Annotated in this window: 17 protein-coding genes and 1 pseudogene; 5 read left to right on the forward strand and 13 right to left on the reverse strand. The window is 39.6% G+C overall.

Annotated features, from left to right (window positions below):
• Window positions 1-10 precede the first annotated feature (10 nt).
• Window positions 11-2,092: a TonB-dependent receptor domain-containing protein gene (locus B6258_RS04670; RefSeq protein WP_099074277.1), complete on the reverse strand. Its 2,082-nt coding sequence runs from the start codon at window positions 2,090-2,092 to the stop codon at window positions 11-13.
• Between the two features lie 547 nt (window positions 2,093-2,639).
• Here B6258_RS04670 and B6258_RS04680 point away from each other — a divergent pair.
• The 3 genes from B6258_RS04680 to B6258_RS04690 all read left to right on the forward strand — a co-directional run bounded on the left by B6258_RS04680 (window position 2,640) and on the right by B6258_RS04690 (window position 4,291).
• Entirely contained in the window at window positions 2,640-2,957 is a 318-nt protein-coding gene (locus B6258_RS04680) for a hypothetical protein (protein ID WP_099074278.1), read from the forward strand.
• Window positions 2,958-3,107: 150 nt separating this feature from the next.
• Window positions 3,108-3,968 carry a colicin E5-related ribonuclease gene (locus B6258_RS18255; RefSeq protein WP_099074279.1) on the forward strand — a complete coding sequence of 287 codons (861 nt, stop codon included), beginning with the start codon at window positions 3,108-3,110 and terminating at the stop codon, window positions 3,966-3,968.
• Window positions 3,968-4,291, forward strand: coding sequence for a colicin transporter (locus B6258_RS04690; RefSeq protein ID WP_240531519.1), 324 nt, complete (start codon window positions 3,968-3,970; stop codon window positions 4,289-4,291). Before B6258_RS18255 ends, B6258_RS04690 begins: the two co-directional genes overlap by 1 nt.
• 522 nt (window positions 4,292-4,813) lie before the next feature.
• Here B6258_RS04690 and panD read toward each other — a convergent pair.
• The 8 genes from panD to sfsA form a co-directional block, all read right to left on the reverse strand.
• Complete coding sequence (panD, locus tag B6258_RS04695) at window positions 4,814-5,194, reverse strand: aspartate 1-decarboxylase (RefSeq protein WP_099074280.1); 381 nt, start codon at window positions 5,192-5,194, stop codon at window positions 4,814-4,816.
• Between the two features lie 32 nt (window positions 5,195-5,226).
• Window positions 5,227-6,078 carry a pantoate--beta-alanine ligase gene (gene panC / locus B6258_RS04700; RefSeq protein WP_099074281.1) on the reverse strand — a complete coding sequence of 284 codons (852 nt, stop codon included), beginning with the start codon at window positions 6,076-6,078 and terminating at the stop codon, window positions 5,227-5,229.
• A 42-nt stretch (window positions 6,079-6,120) separates the two neighbouring features.
• On the reverse strand, window positions 6,121-6,912 hold the full coding sequence (gene panB, locus B6258_RS04705) for a 3-methyl-2-oxobutanoate hydroxymethyltransferase (RefSeq protein ID WP_099074282.1): 792 nt from the start codon (window positions 6,910-6,912) through the stop codon (window positions 6,121-6,123).
• Window positions 6,913-7,271: 359 nt separating this feature from the next.
• Entirely contained in the window at window positions 7,272-7,766 is a 495-nt protein-coding gene (gene folK / locus B6258_RS04710; RefSeq protein ID WP_099074283.1) for a 2-amino-4-hydroxy-6-hydroxymethyldihydropteridine diphosphokinase, read from the reverse strand.
• Window positions 7,759-9,312 carry a polynucleotide adenylyltransferase PcnB gene (gene pcnB / locus B6258_RS04715; protein ID WP_420820576.1) on the reverse strand — a complete coding sequence of 518 codons (1,554 nt, stop codon included), beginning with the start codon at window positions 9,310-9,312 and terminating at the stop codon, window positions 7,759-7,761. Before pcnB ends, folK begins: the two co-directional genes overlap by 8 nt.
• A 91-nt stretch (window positions 9,313-9,403) precedes the next feature.
• Window positions 9,404-10,315, reverse strand: coding sequence for a tRNA glutamyl-Q(34) synthetase GluQRS (gene gluQRS / locus B6258_RS04720; protein WP_099074346.1), 912 nt, complete (start codon window positions 10,313-10,315; stop codon window positions 9,404-9,406).
• Window positions 10,316-10,368: 53 nt separating this feature from the next.
• A complete protein-coding gene (gene dksA / locus B6258_RS04725; protein ID WP_023580786.1) occupies window positions 10,369-10,824 on the reverse strand; it encodes an RNA polymerase-binding protein DksA in 456 nt (151 codons plus the stop codon).
• A gap of 194 nt (window positions 10,825-11,018) precedes the next feature.
• Complete coding sequence (sfsA, locus tag B6258_RS04730) at window positions 11,019-11,729, reverse strand: DNA/RNA nuclease SfsA (RefSeq protein ID WP_099074285.1); 711 nt, start codon at window positions 11,727-11,729, stop codon at window positions 11,019-11,021.
• An 85-nt stretch (window positions 11,730-11,814) separates the two neighbouring features.
• Here sfsA and hrpB point away from each other — a divergent pair, with 85 nt between their 5' ends.
• Entirely contained in the window at window positions 11,815-14,247 is a 2,433-nt protein-coding gene (hrpB, locus tag B6258_RS04735) for an ATP-dependent helicase HrpB (protein ID WP_099074286.1), read from the forward strand.
• 122 nt (window positions 14,248-14,369) lie between these two features.
• Window positions 14,370-16,676: pseudogene (mrcB, locus tag B6258_RS04740) on the forward strand (bifunctional glycosyl transferase/transpeptidase); the annotation flags it as partial.
• 59 nt (window positions 16,677-16,735) lie between these two features.
• Here the strand turns inward: mrcB and B6258_RS04745 are convergent.
• From B6258_RS04745 to hemL, 4 genes are all read right to left on the reverse strand, one after another.
• Window positions 16,736-17,758, reverse strand: coding sequence for a type II toxin-antitoxin system HipA family toxin (locus B6258_RS04745; protein WP_099074288.1), 1,023 nt, complete (start codon window positions 17,756-17,758; stop codon window positions 16,736-16,738).
• Window positions 17,755-18,066, reverse strand: coding sequence for a HipA N-terminal domain-containing protein (locus tag B6258_RS04750; protein ID WP_099074289.1), 312 nt, complete (start codon window positions 18,064-18,066; stop codon window positions 17,755-17,757). The genes B6258_RS04745 and B6258_RS04750 overlap by 4 nt, the downstream gene beginning before the upstream one ends.
• Window positions 18,051-18,383, reverse strand: a complete 333-nt coding sequence (locus tag B6258_RS04755) for a transcriptional regulator (protein ID WP_099074290.1) — start codon at window positions 18,381-18,383, stop codon at window positions 18,051-18,053. The genes B6258_RS04750 and B6258_RS04755 overlap by 16 nt, the downstream gene beginning before the upstream one ends.
• Window positions 18,384-18,685: 302 nt before the next feature.
• The gene (hemL, locus tag B6258_RS04760; RefSeq protein WP_099074291.1) at window positions 18,686-19,972 is read right to left on the reverse strand and encodes a glutamate-1-semialdehyde 2,1-aminomutase; all 1,287 of its coding nucleotides are present in this window, start codon (window positions 19,970-19,972) and stop codon (window positions 18,686-18,688) included.
• Window positions 19,973-20,151 lie beyond the last annotated feature (179 nt).

Below are 20,151 nucleotides of genomic sequence, written 5' to 3' on the forward strand. Positions count from 1 at the left end.
GATATTTATATTAGAATGTAAGAGTAGCGCCTAAGATAATATTACGACCTGGTAAATACATTTCATCTTTAATATAAGAGGTGCTGTCTTTTCCTTTTGCATCAAAGATATTATTAATTTTGGCATACAAGGTATAATCAAGTTGGTCTAAATAGCCGTTATATTCACTGCCTAAACTGACTGTATTATAAGATGCGGTTGATGTTTCATATTCGGCTGTTTTGGTTTGTTTTCCAAAATGGTCAATACGAATTTGCCCACTTAGGTTTTCTGTTAAGTGGTGTTTAAGATAAGTACTTAATCGGTAAGGTGGTATTCTTGGTATGTTTCCCTTATTGTGTAGTAAATTTGCTCTGACATAATCACCAGAAATACCAATTAAACTATCTTGGTTATAGTAATAATCAATATTTCCTTCTATACCTTTAAACTGCGCATCATTTTGAACATATTGTAATGATCGATAGCCATTATTTAATTCAGCCCCGGTAAACTGACCGTAAATATAATTATTAATACGGTTATAATAGGCACTCATATTGAATTGAATATCACCTGTTACTTTAGTTATTCCAATATCAATATTATTTGCAGCCTCTGCGGTTAAATTAGGATCGCCTTTTTCAATCGTTCGGCTTGCAGCATGAACACCATTCGCGTAAAGCTCTTCTGCAACTGGTAATCTTTTCGTGTGTGAGAGTGATAAATTTAAAAAATAGTCTTGTGTAAAATTCCATGCTAATCCAGCAGAAATAGAAGATGCACTCTGCTTATTGTTTTTTTGAGTTTCTCTATTTAACAGTGATTGCCACTCTTGGCGAAATCCTAATTCATAGCGAAAATCACCTAATTGGTATTCTTCTAATAAAAAGAGTGAGTGATTTTTTGTTTTTGTTGACGGTATATAGGCTTCTTCTCCTTGAGCGCTAAAATCACGCTGATTAAATTGCCCACCAATAACACCATGCCAACCCCAAATAGGTTGATGTGTAAATGTCAGTCTTAATTCATCTCCTTTGTTTTTGAATGAGGTGCTGACTTCATTTCCTTCTTTTTCATCATGATGATAATCGGTTCTGGCCGCACTGAAACGTATTGATTCAATACCAGTAAATGGATTGTTTTTTTCACCACGAAGATCCCATCGTTTGCTATCCATAATAATATAAGGAATACCATGTTGATGTTGTTCATCAGGGTATTCATGATTGTGATCATGATGATGATGACCGATTAACGGAGGGCGAATTGGGGCGTGATGGTGGTGTTCCTCTTCATGATCATGAAAATGCGTATGGCCGGGTAATCCATATCGGCGATGTTGTTCACCATAGCCAATGCCAATATAGCCATCATTTAAGATCCAAGATGCACCGATATTTGCCGATTGGTTATCTTGATAAGATCCGGTTAAACGGCTAGGTTCTCCTTGATGCAAAGGTGCTGGCTGTTTGTAATCACTTTGATAACGCTTAGTACCTTCAAGGCGCAGAGCTAAATTATCTTCTCCTAATGTTAATCCGATTGATCCTGTATTTCCCTTAGAAACGGAATCGTATTGATACTGTAATTCGCCCTCGTAGCCTTTTTCAGGTACTGACATAGGAATTTTGCTATCAATAACGTTAATTGCACCACCTATTGAACCGCCTCCATAAAGTAATGTTGCAGGCCCTTTTAACACTTCAATACGCTGGCTTAAAAAGGGTTCACTAGTGATCGCGTGATCGGCACCAATAGATGAAACATCCATAAGATCACTACCACTGTGTAATACCTTGACTCGATTTCCTGACATTCCCCGAATAACCGGATGTACCGAACCGCCACCAAAAAAGCTGGCGTGAAAACTTGGCAGAGATGTCAAAGTTTCAGCAATTGAGGCACTACGATTAGTGCGTAGATCTTCTTGTGTCAAAACGGCAACGGGTATTGCCATTTTTTCTTGTGGTGTATGTAAAGGTGTTGAATAGACTTTTAATACCTCATTAGTCTGATTTTCTTTTGATTTTATTGCAGGGCTTGCATTTGCAAATAAAGAGTAACTTATTGAAATAAAAAGTGTTGTATAACTAAAAATAGATTTTTTCATACCATTCATCCTCCCTTTTAAGTAATGTTATAATGTAACATTTTGTAAGTATTGTAAGTAAGTATAATTATCATTAGCAAGTAATGATTTTTTAAAAATAATAAAAATCTTATAAGTATTTGTAATTTAATAATAAAAAATAAATTGAGAAGATGGGAAATGAGGGTATGAAAAAGGCGTCATAACGACGCCTTGAAGATAAATGAGAAAATAGGGTGAAACTATTTATTCTAAAATAAACATGCCATAAGGATGGATTTGCAGATAGTAGCTGTCGCCTACATTAGGTTGAAGCTGTGTGGCATTGACTTGTAATAGCAAAGTTTGTAGCTCTTCTCTTACTTTTAAATCCCCCCTTTCATTCCTACTATTTTTTATCTCTCTTTTTTGATGGTAAGTACATTAAATATTATTAATACATTGATATTTAATGAATAATTAAACTCATTTGAAGTTTTTGACTTAATGAATGGTGCGGCTTAGTGTTATAAATACTGTATGTGAATAGAGTCGTATAAACGGAATTTAATTCAATAAGGAAATTATTATGGGTGAAAAGAACTTACCCTTCATCAAAGGCAAAGATTTGATGGAAAGAAATATTTGTCCTGTATGTGGAAAAATGGATTGTATATTTCTGACGAAGGATAAACATTGTAAAGAGATGATGGATCTTTATCATTCGGGGGATATCGCTAAAGCAAATAAAATCTTCATGCAACGTTATGCTCAATTTCTTGGTATGCAGAGATTGGCATTAAAAAAAACCATTGACACTTTTGATTCGATTACACATTTCACTCAGGGGAATTTTATCAATAAACCACTCCCCTCAGATTTAAATTCGGCTATTACCTCCGCATAATCGATACTTATTCCAGGAAAAACACTTAATAAAGGGGCACTCGCACCTGTTGCTGTTTTTTCGCCAACGTTAACCACTGCGAATACAACGACAGCAGCAGAGACTTTAGGTGCAATTCTAGGTCGTGCGCTTGGTTTAGGGGCCGGGCTGATGTTGTATTCTCCTCCAGTTGGAGTAGGTAGTGATCGTTATCCTGCTATTATTTATCACGAATACCCTAAAAATAGGGAAACTGTACTGACTACGGAAGGCAAGGCATTAAATATTCCAAAAGAAACCCAGTTAAGAGAAATAGCGAAACAGAAAGGAACGATCAACACGTCAGCCGTTGTTATTGAAAAATCGCTGAATGGGGCAAAACAAATTGAACTCGTGAAAACGGATATTCCAGTTAAAACACGCGTGGTGGAAGCACGAAAAACAATACAAAAAGGTATTTTTGCGTATACGTTACCGAATGAAAAACAGGAACAAATAGTTCAAATTGGGAGTGCGGGGATATTAACGGGTGTGGCTTTACCTCAACCGGAAAAGCATAAGTATATCTCAGGGGGAGTGTATGATATTCCACGGTTTAATCAATTACCGTTAGAAGCGCCCACTTTTTTCACTGAAAATGAAAAAAGACAGTCAGCATCACGAGAGCCAGTTATTTTGGTTTTTCCGTGGGAATCAGGGATAAAGCCGATCTATTTATCGACAGGGAAAAAAGACAATTCTTCCGAAATTAAAATTGATGGAAAAATTAAAGATCAGATAAGGGGGCGTGGTTGGACTGAGCAGGATATTAAAGACGCGGTTGCCAAGGGTGCTTCAGGAAAATCAGTTGATAAGCGTAGTCCGAAAAAAACACCACCAGATTATCTTGGACGTAATGATCCAGCGACCGTATATGGTGAACCTGGAGAGTATGTGGTGGTGAATGACCGTACTGGTGAAGTGGTTCAGGTCAGTGATAAAAAAGACCCTAACTGGGCTGATGATTCACGAATTCAATGGGAGGGGAAATAATGGAAACAAATCCAAGAGGTTTTTTTGATAACGGAAAAGCATTCTTTGAACTTGGTGGTAATGCAATAATGAAATTATCACCAAAAGCAGCAATTGAAGTATGTCAGGAGGCAGCTAAACGTAACCTGTGGATTTTAGGCGTTGATGCTGGTCACTGGTTGAATCCTGGCTTTCGTCCCGACGGAGCTACTTCATGGACATATAACAATCCAGATGATTATCAATCAAAACTTGCTGAAAATAATAAGCTGGCCATTGAAAATATCAGGGATGATGAAGCTGCCGGATATACAGCATTTATTGTTACGTTAAAAATGTCTTAATTACCACTATTGTCAGGGATGAAATGAAGGCGAATACCCGTTACTCAAGGATGAACGACAGGTATTCATTCACAACAACACAAGGAGTGTGCATGAAAAAAAGAAATTTAACGTATTTGTTATTATGTATTATTTCATCTGTTTTATTAGTTGCTTGCTAAGTCAGTTATATACGGGATGTCTCGGGTGGCAGTGTGAATACTCGTTCGTCAGTCTTATAGGGTAATAGGAGTTGTGCAAAACCAGAACGCACAACAATGTGATCATCTACTAAAGCAACTTTTATCATAATTTTTTATTAGTCAGAGAGTAGTCAGACAATACTTATATGATTTATAACAAGCTACTGAAAGATAAGCGAGGAAAAATGGAGAAGAAACTTGGTTTTGAACCTTATATCTCGTTTTTATCAAGGTGAATCGTGACACGCAAATAATAACAATAGGTTATTTATTGTTCTTGTTAATTGTTTCCCATAGGCAGGGAACCTCTGCCTATGGGAAGTGGGCAATATCTTATTGATTAAGCAACTTGTACAGGTACAGCTTTGGCAATGCGCTTCATTTCATTGTCATCTTCAAAATAAGCAATGTTAGGTTTATGGCTACGCGCATCGCTATCAGGGATCTGCACATAAGAGCAAATAATCAAGCGATCACCGACAGCGGCTTTACGTGCGGCTGCACCATTGACGGAAATAATTCGTGAACCTCTTTCTGCACAAATAGCATAAGTTGAAAAGCGTTCACCATTGTCAACGTTATAAATATCGATCGCTTCATTTTCAAGAATGCCTGCCGCATCCATAAAATCCAGATCAATAGCGCAAGAGCCTTCATAATGAAGATCGGCTTGCGTGACTTTTACGCGATGAAGCTTGCCTTGTAACATTGTGCGTAGCATTGTCGTGTTTCCTTATTTTCTAATAATGAAGATCAAACAAGGTTAACTTGTTGGTTATCAATTAAACGTGTATTTCCCAGCCATGCAGCCATTAGAATGACAGCGCGTCGGCTCTCTTCATTAAGAGGGCTTAGAGTATCCGCGTCACAAATAAAACACTCATCAGCACGGAAACCTTGCTGTTCTAAGGTGTTTTTTGCATTTTGCAGTAGCTGATTAACATCATGATTACCCGACTTTAATTGCTCTGCAATTTCTTGCATCGCTTGATAAAGTGCAGGGGCTTGTTGTTTTTCACTGTCAGACAATAGGCGATTACGCGAACTGAGCGCTAACCCATTGTTGTCACGTACGATAGCAACAGGAACGATGCTGATATCCATACATAAATCGCTTACCATCTTTTTGATAATTTGCAGTTGTTGGAAGTCTTTTTCACCAAACATCGCAACATCAGGTTGCACTAGGTTAAAAAGCTTACTGACAACGGTAGTGACACCACGGAAATGCCCAGGACGGCTTGCTCCTTCTAATACGGTAGATAATACAGGCACATCAACCGTGGTTTGATTTTCCATACCGTGTGGATACATCTCTTTCGCTGACGGTGCAAAGATAATATCGACCTGTTTATCACGCAATAATTCGCAATCTTCTTGTAAGGTGCGAGGATAATTGGCTAAATCCGCTTCTCTATCAAATTGAAGTGGGTTAACAAAAATAGAGGTGATCACCACATCAGCATGAAGACGGGCTTCTTCAATTAATTTTAGGTGGCCTTCATGAAGATTACCCATGGTTGGAACCAATGCAATGCGTTTACCTTCTTGCTTTAATCGCTTGATTTCTCTGCGTAAGATAAGCGTCGTTTCAATAATTAGCACGGCGTGACTCCTTTAAACAATATTGATAATTATGATAATAAATCAGTTAAATGAATGTTTTTCTTCGGGAAACAGGCCTTGTTCAACTTGTTGAACATAAAGGCTGACAGCACCTTTTAATGAACCCGCTTCTTGTAAAAAATCTTTTGAAAATTTAGGCGCTTGAGGTGTTAAGCCTAATAAATCATGCATAACAAGAATTTGTCCATCAGTGACATTTCCTGCCCCAATGCCAATGACAGGCATAGTGAGTACGTCAGTGATTGTTTTCGCTAATGAAACGGGTACGCATTCTAAAACCGCCAGTTGAGCACCCGCATTTTCAAGGGCGATAGCATCTTGTTTTAATTCTTCTGCTGCTGCAAGTTCTCTACCTTGGACTTTATAGCCACCGAAAACATTGACTGACTGAGGTGTTAACCCTAAATGAATACAGACAGGAACCGCACGTTCAGTCAGCATTTTTACAGTTGGAATTAGCCAGCGACCGCCTTCAATTTTGACCATATTGGCCCCTGCCTGCATCAAAATACCGGCATTAAGACAAGCTTGCTCGGGGGTTGAATAAGACATAAAGGGCATATCGGCAATTAAGAAGGCATTGGGTGCACCCGCTCTGACACAACGGGTGTGATAGGCAATTTGCTCAACCGTAACAGGTAACGTGCTGTTATGGCCTTGTAGTGTCATTCCTAAAGAATCACCAATCAGCATGGCTTCAATACCTTCTTGTGCAAAAAGGCGAGCAAAACTTGAATCATAAGCAGTGATAGTGGCGAATTTTTTCTTTTCTTGCTTATAGCGGTTTAGCGTTGAAAGCGTAGTGGGTTTCATTGTAACAAACTCCATCATTGTCATTTTTTGTGTGCAGATAAAATTAATTACTTCACATAATCGTTTGTTTATTAAAGAAAATATTAGATTATCAAAATAAAGCCGCTTTCGATTGTAGCATTTAAGGACTAAAAACGAAGAAAAAGTAATAAAATGAGCGATAAAAAATAAGAAATGATAATTTGTATTTATATTTATCAGTGAGTTATATATTAAAAATAAATATAGAAGAGTTTAAAGGTTGAGGAGAAACGGCGAAGTTGAAAAATAGCAGGGAAGCAAAAAAGGAGAGACAGGCTGATACTGTTTAAATTTTTTACAGTATCAACCTTTAGCGTTAAGGGCGTATTAGTGTGAAATTACCACTTTTCCATGCCATTTTCAGGCACTAACGCCAATCTATCTGCTAATAATTCGCCATCAGGAAAGCGAAGGTCGGGGGCTAATTCAGCTAATGGATAAAGCATAAATTCACGGACTTTAAGCCCATAATGAGGTACGGTTAATCGCTCGGTTTGGATCACGTCATTACCAAATAACATAATATCAAGATCAAGCGTTCTTGGTCCCCAACGATGACCTTCTTTTCTAACACGACCTTGCGCTAATTCAATCGCTTGTGTGTTATCAAGCAACTCTTCTGCTGCTAATGTTGTATCAACCGCAACAGCGACATTAAGGTAATCAGGCTGATCTTGTGGTCCCATTGGGCGAGTACGATACCAAGATGATTGTGCAATCAATGTGGTTTGTGGGATCTCACTGATTGCCTTAATCGCTGAATTCACCTGATTTTCAGGTGAATCCAAATTACTTCCCAAAATGATATAAACACGATTTTTCTGTTTATTCATTGGTACTCTCTTGTCTAGAGGCTGGTTTTGCACTTGGGTGACGAGGGCGTTTTCGTGGACGCGGACGTCTGCGAACCGGTGCTTGGCCTAATTCAGAAACCATTGAGCGTTGTTGGGTATTGTTAGAGGCTTGGAAATCAGCCCACCAACTTGCTAACGCTTCAAGCTCTGGATTGCGTTGTACATTGGCACGTAATTCCAGTAAATCGAACGCTGCACGGAATTTAGGGTGCTCAAGTAATTTATTTGCACGACGACCTTGGCGTTTAGGTAAACGTTGCTGTAATTGCCAGATATCACGCATTGTTGTGGTAATGCGTTTTGGTATCGCAATAGTACGGCATTGCTCATCTAAAATATCGTTCATCGCCATAGCGAAAGAGTCATAGTAAGAAAGGCCACTTTCTTGGACTAATTTTTCGGCATGTTCAATTAATGGATACCACAGCATCGCCGCAAATAAGAACGCTGGATTGACTCGCATCTCTTTATTGATGCGATAGTCCGTGTTTTTGAGAACTTGAGCTAACATTCTCTCCATCGGCGTATCATGTTGCTCTGTCATTTTAGAAGCAATCAGCGGAAACAGTGGCTCAAGTAATTGATGACGGCACATTAACTTGTAAGTTTTGTAGCCTTGCCCTGTTTGTAATAATTTTAGCGACTCTTCAAAAAGACGCGCTGATGGAATATTACGTAATAGGGGGGCTAGTCTGCCAATGGGCTCTGCAGTTTCTGGCGCAATTTGCATATCCAATTTGCTCGCAAAGCGAATGGCTCTAAGCATTCTGACGGGATCTTCGCGATAGCGGGTTTCAGGATCGCCAATTAAGCGAATAATTCCCGCTTTCAGATCCGCTAAACCGCCAACATAATCACGTACAGCAAAATCATCAACACCGTAATAGAGGCTGTTTAATGTAAAGTCACGACGAATGGCATCTTCTTCAATTGAGCCAAAAATATTGTCGCGCAGTAACATGCCGCTTTGTGCTTGCTGGGATTGGTTGTTGTCTGAAACTTCATGATCTTCATGAGAGCCACGGAACGTTGCAACTTCAATCACTTCAGGGCCAAACATAATATGAGCAAGACGGAAACGACGACCGACTAAACGGCTATTGCGGAATAATCGACGGACATCTTCAGGTGTTGCATTAGTGGCAATATCAAAATCTTTTGGTTTTTTTCCCAGTAATAAGTCACGGACACCACCACCAACTAAATAAGCCTGAAAGCCAGAGTTATTTAGGCGATAAAGCACTTTTAATGCATTATCACTGATGTCTTTACGTGAAATTGGGTGTTGATCTCTTGGGATCACAGTCATTGGCAAATCACTCCCGTTCGCCTTTTCTTTATTACTCTTTTTTTTACGGGGACGGTCTGCGGATATAGCAGGACGCCGACGCACAGGTTTCTGTGTTTCTTGTATTGGTCGGTCAGATGCAGTGACTGGCCTTTCACTCGCTACCGGTTGTGTGTCTGATGACGTTGTTTGTCGTCCTAGCAGATTACGGCAGAAATGTGCTACTCGATTAAAAATATGACACCTCGAATAATAAATTCTAATAATTAAAAAAATTAAGCGGCTAATCATAGCCTACTGAACATTTTTTGAGAATGCTTTGTGTGGTTTATTCATACCCTTGTTGCTGATGATTTTGTTTTAAAATCTCAGAAGGTGACCACTGCGCTATCGCAATCTCTAACAATGATGCTAACGAATAATCTTGCCAACCCGCAATAATAGGCTGATTAAGAAAGCGTAAAGCATCGATAATGACGGGTCTTGGATCAGTATCTGGCAACGCATGTGCGTGATTTTGTTTTGATAATTTATTACCGTCATGATTTATTGCTAAAGGTAAATGAGCATAACGTGGAATAGGTAAATTCAGTTGTTTATGTAAACTGATTTGTCGCAATGTGGGATCAAGTAGATCAGCACCTCTAACAACTTCGGTTACACCCTGATAATTATCATCAATCACCGTCACTAGATTATACGCAAATAAGTTATCTTTTCTGTGAATAATCATATCTTCTAACACGATAGACGTACTCTTTGAATAATACGTACCTTGAATGATATCTTCAAAATGATAAACAGGATGCTGTTGGATCAACCTCCATGCACTCTCTTTATCAAAAGGTGTCACATTATTTGTGAGCGACTCGCGATGACGACAGTGGTTATCATACACGCCCCCTAAGTCATGTAAACGATGACGGCTACAATGACAGTGGTAGCAAACACCTTCTTTCCAAAGTGTGTGTAAAATTTCACGGTAAGCATCATGGCGTTGCGATTGATAGAGGATTTCTTTATCCCAGAACAAACCATAATGTTCTAATGTGCGAATAATTTGGGATGCAGTGCCGGGAGGTTCTCTCTGAGGGTCGATATCATCAATGCGTAGAAGCCAACGCCCATGATGCGTGCGAGCTTGAAGATAACTGCCAAGTGCAGTAACCAATGAGCCAAAATGAAGTTGACCCGTTGGCGATGGCGCAAAGCGCCCAATATAGTCTGTAATCTCGTGCATCGAAAGATTCAGATTAACGCCCCAACGTATTAGGCTGAGGCGTTTGCTCATTATTAGCCAGCCATCTGCTTTTCACGGATTTCAGCTAATGTTTTACAGTCGATACATAAATCGGCAGTAGGGCGAGCTTCTAAACGGCGAATACCGATTTCCACGCCACAAGATTCACAGAAACCAAAGTCATCATCTTCGACTTTTTTCAGTGTCTTCTCGATTTTCTTAATGAGTTTACGTTCACGATCACGGTTACGCAGCTCAAGACTGAATTCTTCTTCTTGTGCAGCACGGTCAACGGGATCGGGGAAGTTTGCCGCCTCATCTTGCATATGAGTAACGGTGCGGTTGACTTCATCCCTGAGCTGATTGCGCCAAGATTCAAGTATTAGCTTAAAATGCGCTAATTGGGCTTCGTTCATGTACTCTTCGCCCGCTTTTTCCTGATATGGCTCAACGCCAGCAATAGCGAGAATGCTCATGGACGATGTTTTACGCTTTTGCCCTTCTTGCATAATGCTTCTCCTACATACGCATTTCTGAATAATCCCCACCTTCAAAACAGGAAGGGAAAAAATAGGGCGCTATAAATAGCAGATGCCCGCGAGGATAGCAATTATTCCTTTAATAAGTTTTCTCATGGTGTGAAGGCACGCAAGTAAATGCCCTTTTTAGTTAAAAAATGCTTAACTAATACCATGAACTTCAATTAACTATTTGAAATAAAAGGTAATTGCTGTCCAATTGTTAAATTGTATTCACTAATATTGATGCGATAACACAAAATTTCAACCCCTGCATCGATCGCTTCCTTTAGCAGTGAAGCATAGTTAGGGTCAATCTCTTTAGCAACAGTCACTTCCGTAATGCCAGTATGGGGAACTGCGTAGAATAAGACAGCCCTTAACCCCAATTTTGCGATAGCGGTCAACTCTCGCAGATGTTTCTGACCACGTTCTGTCTTTGCATCTGGGAAATAGCCCATACCGTTGTCGAGTAAGGTGACTGATTTCACTTCAATATAACAGTCAACTTTATGATTTGATTTAAGTAAAATGTCAATACGGCTGTTCTCATTACCGTATTTCACTTCTCGTTTTATCTCGTCATACTCAGATAATTCTGGAATGTCACCCGCTTCAATTGCATCAGCAATAATCCCATTTGCTCTTAAGGTATTTACACAAATCCAATCCTTAGTTTGAGTCTGAGTCAGTTCCCAACTATGCGGATATTTTCTTTTTGCATTTGAAGAGGTGGAGTACCAAACGGTATCACCGGGTGTCGCACATCCCGTCATTGCACCGGTGTTGGCGCAATGGAGCGTGAATTCTTCTCCATTAGGGGTAACAACGTCTGCTAAAAAACGCTTATATCGTTTTAGTAAAGTGGCAGATTGTAGCGGTTGCTCAAATTTCATGACAACTCCGATGAAAATACGACCTTTAATAAAGCGCTAATGCTACAATGCCTAGCCAAGAAAGTTAATGAGCCATGGAGCCTGTGTGCATTTATTGCCAATCTTTGATGTAACAGAAAAAATCGTTACTGCGTTAAAACAATCCCCACAAGTTTTGCTTCATGCACCCACCGGTGCAGGTAAATCCACGGCGCTTCCTCTCTATTTACTGGAGCAACATTGCTTTGATGGCAAAATAATTTTATTAGAGCCGAGGCGAATAGCGGCTAAAAGTATTGCTTATCGTTTAGCGAGTCAGCTAAATGAAGACGTTGGCAATACGGTAGGTTATCGTATGAAAGCGGAAAGTAAAGTCAGCTCAAAAACGCGACTTGAAGTGGTAACAGAAGGGGTATTAAACCGAATGTTACAGCAAGATCCGGAGTTGGCTGGCGTCAGCCTTGTGATTTTAGATGAATTTCATGAACGCAGTTTACAGGCTGATTTAGCGCTGGCACTCTTGCTCGATGTACAGAGGGGATTACGTGATGATTTGCGTGTTTTGATTATGTCCGCAACCTTAGATAATCAAAAACTTATCTCACTGCTACCCGATGCTCCCATGATCAGTGCGCAAGGGCGCAGTTATCCCGTCGAAAGAGTGTATTCTCCAATCAATACGCATCAACCCTTTGAACAAGAAATTGCCACAATGGCATTGCGATTATTGGTTCAAGAAACCGGCTCTATGTTGATATTCTTGCCAGGAAGTGCAGAAATAGTACGCGTTGCAGATATTCTAAAAGATAAAGTAGATGACAATATTTTGCTATTCCCACTTTATGGCGCCCTTTCATTAACAGAACAACAAAAAGCGATTGAGCCAACAGAAAAAGGTTACCGAAAAATCGTACTCGCCACCAATATTGCAGAAACCAGTCTAACCATTGAAGGTATTCGCTTAGTCCTTGATAGTGCCATTGAAAAACGCGCTCAATTTGATTTGAAAAGTGGTGTCACTAGCTTATTACGTCAACGCATTAGCCAATCATCACAAACACAAAGAGCTGGGCGAGCAGGGCGTCTTGAGGCCGGTATTTGCTGGCATTTAATCAGCCAAGAACAGGCAGAGCGCGTTGCTTCTCATCAAATACCCGAAATTTTAACGAGTGACTTATCGCCGTTATGGCTTTCTGTCTTGCAGTGGGGATGTCGTGAGATTAATCAGTTGAGTTGGTTGGATACACCAACACCACAAGCATTACATGCCGCTAAAGATTTATTGTATCGTTTAGGTGCGATAGATAAACAAGGTGGATTAACACCACGAGGTTCACGCATGGCGCAATGGGGCATTGCGCCTCGATTAGCCGCGATTTTGGATTATGCGAATGAGCAAAGTGACAATCATCTTGTTACCGCCGCACGTCTATGTGCCATTTTAGAAGAGCCTCCAAGAGGACAAGAAATTAATCTAGAGTGGATTACTCAACAGAAAAATACCTTCTGGACACGACGTGAAAAACAGCTTTCTCAACATCGAAAAGGAGCGTTTTGCCCAGCGTTATTAGGCTCATTATTAGCGGTTGGGTTTTCTGATAGGATCGCTAAAAATCGTGATAATCAAGGACGTTTTCGTTTAGTAAATGGACAAGGTGCCATGATGGATGACGCGCACTCAATGAGTGATACACCGTGGATCTTAGCGCCATTATTACTACAAAATGCACATTATGCTGATGTCCGTATTTTATTAGCTTTGCCTATTGATATTGATGAAATATCAGCTACCTTTCCTAAGCTTATTGAAAATAATACCACGGTTGAATGGGATGAAAAACGCGGTACGTTAGTTGCATGGCAACAACGTCAATTAGGGCGATTAACCTTAAGTCAGCACCAATTAGACAAACCCAATAAACAGCAAATGCAACAAGCATTATTGAATTGGCTGAGAGATAACGGTTTAAATGCTTTAGCACTTAGCGAAGAGACTCAACAGCTTTTTATTCGCCTTTCTTTAGCGAAAAAATGGTGTCCAGAAGCCTTATTACCTGATTTAGAAGAAACCGTGTTACTTGAAACTTTAGAAACATGGCTCTTGCCTGAACTGGGAGAAATCCAGACATTAAAAGCATTACAACAAATTGATATTAATACGATTATTAAAAACCAACTAACATGGCATGAAAATCAGTTGCTTCAACGTTTATTTCCGACGCATTATTTGGCGCCGACAGGGACAAAAGTCATTATCAATTATGATTTGGCGTTACCGCCTGTCATTGCGATTCGTATTCAAGAGGTTTATGGCGAACAGCAAAGCCCTATTGTAGCGAACGGTCAATTACCTGTTGTAATGGAATTATTATCACCGGCTCATCGACCTATCCAAAAAACACAAGATTTGGCAACATTTTGGGCGGGAAGTTATAAAGAGGTGCAAAAAGAGATGAAAGGGCGTTATCCCAAGCATTTATGGCCTGATAACCCCGCGAATACGGCACCGACTCGGCGAGTAAAAAAATATAGCCAATAAATGAATATTACTCTAGTTTTATTCGTATTTGAGAGCTTTCTTGTGGGATCACACAGAAAAATAGCGACAATGTTAGGCTTCTTTATCCTGTGATAAAGGAGTTTTAATGAGAGATATCGTTCATGAGTAGAAAGAAAAGACCAGTGAAACAAACCAAAAGAGGTCGTTCTTGGTTTTGGTTATTTGTCAAAATCGCCATTGTGGTTGCGGTTTTAATGGGTATTTATGGCGTTTATTTACATTCTCAAATCAAAGAGCGCCTTGATGGCAATGTTTGGGAATTACCGGCTGCGGTTTACGGACGTACTGTGAATTTAGAACCGGGCATGAATTATAGCCAAAAAGAGATGGTGAGCTTACTTGAGGGGATGCAATACCGCAATGTGAACAAAATCACGCGTCCTGGCGAATTTGTGGTAAGAGGTAACGCGATTGAAATGTTGCGCCGACCTTTCGATTTTCCTGATGGTCGAGAAGAACAAATTTTAGCTAAATTAGCCTTTGAGCAGAATTCACTGGTTAGTATTACTAACATGGATAATCAGCGGCAGTTTGGTTTCTTCCGTCTTGATCCTAAGTTAATTACCATGATGCAATCTGCAAATGGTGAGCAACGTTTATTCTTAGCGAGAGATAAATTCCCACAATTATTAGTGGATACGTTAATTGCCACAGAAGATCGCCGTTTCTATGAGCATGACGGTATTAGCTTTTATTCAATTGGCCGTGCGGTATTAGCGAATTTTACAGCAGGTAAAGCGGTTCAAGGTGGGAGTACCTTAACGCAACAGTTAGTGAAAAACCTATTTTTGACTAACGAAAGAACGTTAAAAAGAAAACTTAATGAAGCCTATATGGCGATCATTATGGATGCGAGTTATAGCAAAGATCGCATTTTAGAGCTGTATCTTAATGAGGTTTTTTTAGGTCAAAGTGGCGATGAACAAATTCGAGGCTTCCCTTTAGCTAGCCTTTATTATTTTGGTCGTCCTGTTGATGAATTAAGCCTTGATCAGCAAGCGCTTTTAGTGGGGATGGTTAAAGGTGCATCTGCCTATAACCCATGGCGTAACCCTAAAGCTGCGCTAGAACGTCGTAATGTGGTATTAAAACTGCTGCAAACCCAAGAGATAATCGACCAAGAGCTTTACAATGTACTTAGTGCTCGTCCTTTAGGTGTGAAGCCTCGCAGTGAAGCGTTAACGCCTCAACCTGCCTTTATGCAATTGGTTCGCCAAGAGTTACAAACAACCCTAGGCGATAAAGTTAAAGATTTATCGGGCACGAAAATTTTCACCACATTAGATCCTGTCTCGCAAGATGCGGCTGAAAAAGCGGTTGAAGTGGGTGTCGCTGATTTACGCAAAACACGTAAGATTAATGATCTTGAAGGGGCGATGGTGGTTGTAGATCGCTTAAGTGGTGAAGTGAGAGCGTTAGTCGGTGGCTCTCAGCCACAATATGCAGGCTTTAACCGTGCATTATCAGCTCGTCGCTCTATTGGCTCGTTGGCAAAACCAGCCACATACCTGACGGCATTAAGTGAGCCGGAGCGTTTTCGTTTAAATACTTGGCTTGCGGATGAACCTATTTCAGTGCCTATTCCGGGTAGTAAGCCTTGGCAACCTCGTAACTACGATCGCGGTTATAAAGGTAAATTAATGCTGGTGGATGCATTAGCAACCTCACGTAATGTTCCTACCGTCAATCTTGGTTTAGAAGTCGGCTTAGATCGAGTGATCCAAACGTGGATTAATTTAGGTGCACCAGCAGAAAATCTGGAAAAAGTGCCCGCGATGCTATTAGGCGCATTAAACTTAACACCAATGGAAGTGGCTCAAACTTTCCAAACAATTGGTAGTTTAGGTAATCGTGCAAAACTATCATCATTGCGTTCTGTTATTGCCCAAGATGGTACAGTGCTTTATCAAAGCTATCCGCAAGCGGAAACAACCGTTTCGCCTCAAGCGGCTTATATGACGCTATTTGGTATGCAACAAGTGGTAAACTCAGGTACCGCATGGCGTGTATTGAAACCGAAATTTGGTAATTACAATCTTGCTGGTAAAACCGGTACGACAAACGATCTCCGCGATAGTTGGTTTGCGGGGATTGATGGCAAAGAAGTGACAATTTCATGGATGGGGCGCGACAATAATGGCCCAACAAACTTAACGGGTTCAACAGGGGCATTGTTGCTGTATCGTAACTATTTAGAGAATCAAGCACCGCTGAAATTAAATCCACCCGCACCAGAAGATATCGCTGAAATGTCGGTTGATGCCCAAGGTAACTTTGCTTGTTATGGCGGTGGAGTGCGTACATTGCCTGTATGGACAGCAAATCCAGATGGATTGTGCACACCCGTTCAGCAAGATACCGATGAAAGTGGCGCGCCAAAGTGGTTACAAGATCTGTTTTCTGAGTAAGTAATCACGTCGGTTAGCTAAAACAAAAAACGGCACGTAAGTGCCGTTTATTTTTGTTGCTATAGCGTAGTTATTTTGAGTAAGTTTATTCTTCTAGCTACATAAGCTAAGACTAATTTTCTATGTTCTTCAGGCATATGGCTTTCATTATATGTATCAATAATGAGTTGGTGACTATTTATAATATTATGTATTAATTTGTGAGCTAGTTTAAGGCTAATGCCAATATTTTCAGCCAGTAGAATGAAATCGAGTCCAATATACTCACCATATTTTGAATTTAGACCCGGAGATATGCCTACGTTGTTTTCTTCTAATGCAAGTAATGGGAGTGCAAGATATTCTGTAAATGCAGATGGATAAGGAACAACACTGACAAAATCATAGATAGGAGCTAGCGATGGAGGTGCGTCATTAGGTAAAATGATACCCATATTTCTTAAGTGATAATCATTATTTCCTAAAACATAGGCGAAAACTATACGTTGAAAAATGTCTCGTTTACTTTTAAGACTACTATCTATATTGGTAATTAAATATTTTGCAGCCGTTTCATAGCTAACGTTTTTTTTACCATCAACAAATCCATATTTATCATTTATTTCCATTGCTCCATCTAATTGCTCTTGATGTAATCGAACTGCATCAGAACCAATACGATCATATCGCTTAATAACAAAAGCAAATTCTTCTGGTTTTCCGTCTTCTTGTTTAAAACGAAAAAGACCAAAAGGTGGAATACTAAATTTTAGCCGTTGCATTACCATCATGGTTGCATGTTCATTTTCAGCGAGATAAGGATATTCTTCAGGTGAAGGCTTGAGAATATAAATACCGTTATTATTAACGACTTGTAGAATGTTATCTTTTACATATAGTGAGAGTTTTGGCTGATAACCTGAAATGCTCATCCCTTTTTGTCGTTCAGGTAATTCTTGAATGAATTGACTACGTGTAAAGGGTAAATTTAGGATCATATCTTTATTGTTAAAAAGAGATTTTATTCCGAGCAGAGAATAGCCTGAATCTAATTCTGATCCTTGTAATTTGCTTAGATTAATTAAACAGTGCTGTAAATTCATAAAGTTATCTCTTTAAGTACAACAGCCCCTAGTAAGTCATTACCATTTTTCATTAATAAACCAAACAAATCTTTATCATCAATTTTCTGAATTTCAGAATAACGTTTACGTAACCATCCTTCAGGAGCGAGTCCTTTAAAAAAAGGATGTAATTCTTCACTCCAATAATGCTCTGTTCTAACAGGCATACTTAAAGATATTGCTCTGCCCTTGTAGTTATTATAATAGTGAAAAATAAACCCATTTTCTTCTTCACTTAAAATACCCGCAGGCTGATCATAAAGCCAAACTTCTATTTTTCGAGGCATAATTTAAATCCAAGTTCTTTCAATAAAGAATGAAGATTAATCGTTTTTGCCATTAATGGCTTGGCAACTATTCGTTTAAAAGTGGCTATAGATACATCAATTTGCATCGCCATCTCTTCATAGGTAATGCTTTGTTTTTTTAGCTCTAACGTGATGATTTTTTTAAGCTCAGATTCTTCTAGTACAAATAGATTAAGTGATTTTTCAGAATTGTGTATCGTATTGAAATAACGGTTATTATTTAATTTTGATAGCAAACTTTTTTTTTCTTCATTGGTTAAACCATCAACTATCTTCAAAATTTCATTAAGGCTCATTTTTGATGCTTTTTCCTGTTTTTTGGGATAAGACAGTAGATTTTATCTAAAAAATTAACAAAGTATCAAATATGATACTATGATGTATGTTTTGAAATTATAATAGTCAGATTGATTAAAAATAACACAAAGGTATCAAACATGACACTTTTGTATGTGTTTTAAAATCATTGTGGCAACAATGGGGTGAAATTTTATTAAAAGATATCAAAAGTGATACTTTTATCGATATTGGATAGAAGAAGCAGAAATAAAAAGCCAGTCACTTTGAACTGACTGGCTTTTATAACGGGATATTTAAACTAGCCTTTCATTTTATCAAAAGCATACTCCGCCGCATCAATAGTGCGTTGAATATCTTCTTTGGTATGCGCAATAGACATAAAGCCTGCTTCAAATGCAGAAGGCGCAAGGTAGACGCGTTTTTCTAGCATTAAATGGAAGAATTGCTTAAAGCGCTCAACATCGCAGTTCATCACATCTTGATAGCAAGTGACTTCTTTTGCATCCGTAAAGAACAGACCAAACATACCACCAACATGGTTGATAACCATTGGAATGCCCGCTTGTTGTGCTTTTTCAAGTAAACCATCAGCTAGCATTGTTGTTAGCTCATCTAATGTTTGATGAACGCCCGGTTGTGAGACTTCATGTAAACAGGCTAAACCTGCAGCCATTGCAATAGGGTTGCCTGATAAAGTGCCTGCTTGATAAACAGGGCCAATTGGTGCCAGTTTAGACATCACTTCCATATGACCACCAAATGCACCAACAGGCATACCGCCACCGATGATTTTACCTAAGCACGTTAAGTCAGGATCAACATCGTAATAAGCTTGTGCGCCGCCTAGTGCCACGCGAAAACCTGTCATCACTTCATCAATAATGAGTAAAGCACCAAACTCATCACATAATGCACGTAAACCCGGTAAGAAGTCTGCTTTTGGTGGTACGCAGTTCATATTGCCCGCAACAGGTTCAACAATGATACAAGCGACTTCATCTGGATAATTTTCAAAGGCTTGACGTACAGAGTTTAAATCGTTGTAAGTGCAAGTTAAGGTGTGTTTGACAAAATCAGCTGGTACGCCCGGTGAATTTGGCTGTCCCATTGTTAATGCACCAGAACCTGCTTTTACTAATAGGCAGTCAGCGTGACCGTGATAACAACCTTCAAATTTAATGATTTTATCACGACCCGTATAGCCACGAGCAAGGCGGATCGCGCTCATCGTGGCTTCTGTACCTGAGTTCACCATACGAACCATATCCATTGAAGGTACAAGTTCAGTGACGAGATTTGCCATTTCAACTTCAGCGGCGGTTGGTGCGCCAAAACTTAACCCTTTTTGTACGGCATCAGTCACCGCATCACGAATAGCAGGGTGATTGTGACCTAAAACCATAGGTCCCCATGAGCCAACATAGTCAAGGTAAGCACGTCCATCGGCATCATAAATATACGCACCATTAGCACGTTCAATAAAAAGAGGGGTTCCACCTACACCGTTAAATGCTCTAACAGGTGAGTTGACACCGCCGGGGATCACTTGTTGTGCGAGATTATAAAGCGTTTCAGACTTGCTCATGTCAGACTCCTAATGATGGGTGAGCGTAAGATTAAGGCGTATTCTAAAGCACCGCGCAGATGAAGCCAAATACACGGCAACAAGATTTTGATTTATCACTGTTATTGTGAGTACGTGATTTATCGTAAAAAGTGATAGGTAGCAAAAAGTGTATTTTGTCCACAACAAACTTGAAGGTT

This window comes from Proteus alimentorum (assembly GCF_002607735.1).
In the GTDB taxonomy this organism is placed as follows: Bacteria; Pseudomonadota; Gammaproteobacteria; order Enterobacterales; family Enterobacteriaceae; genus Proteus; species Proteus alimentorum.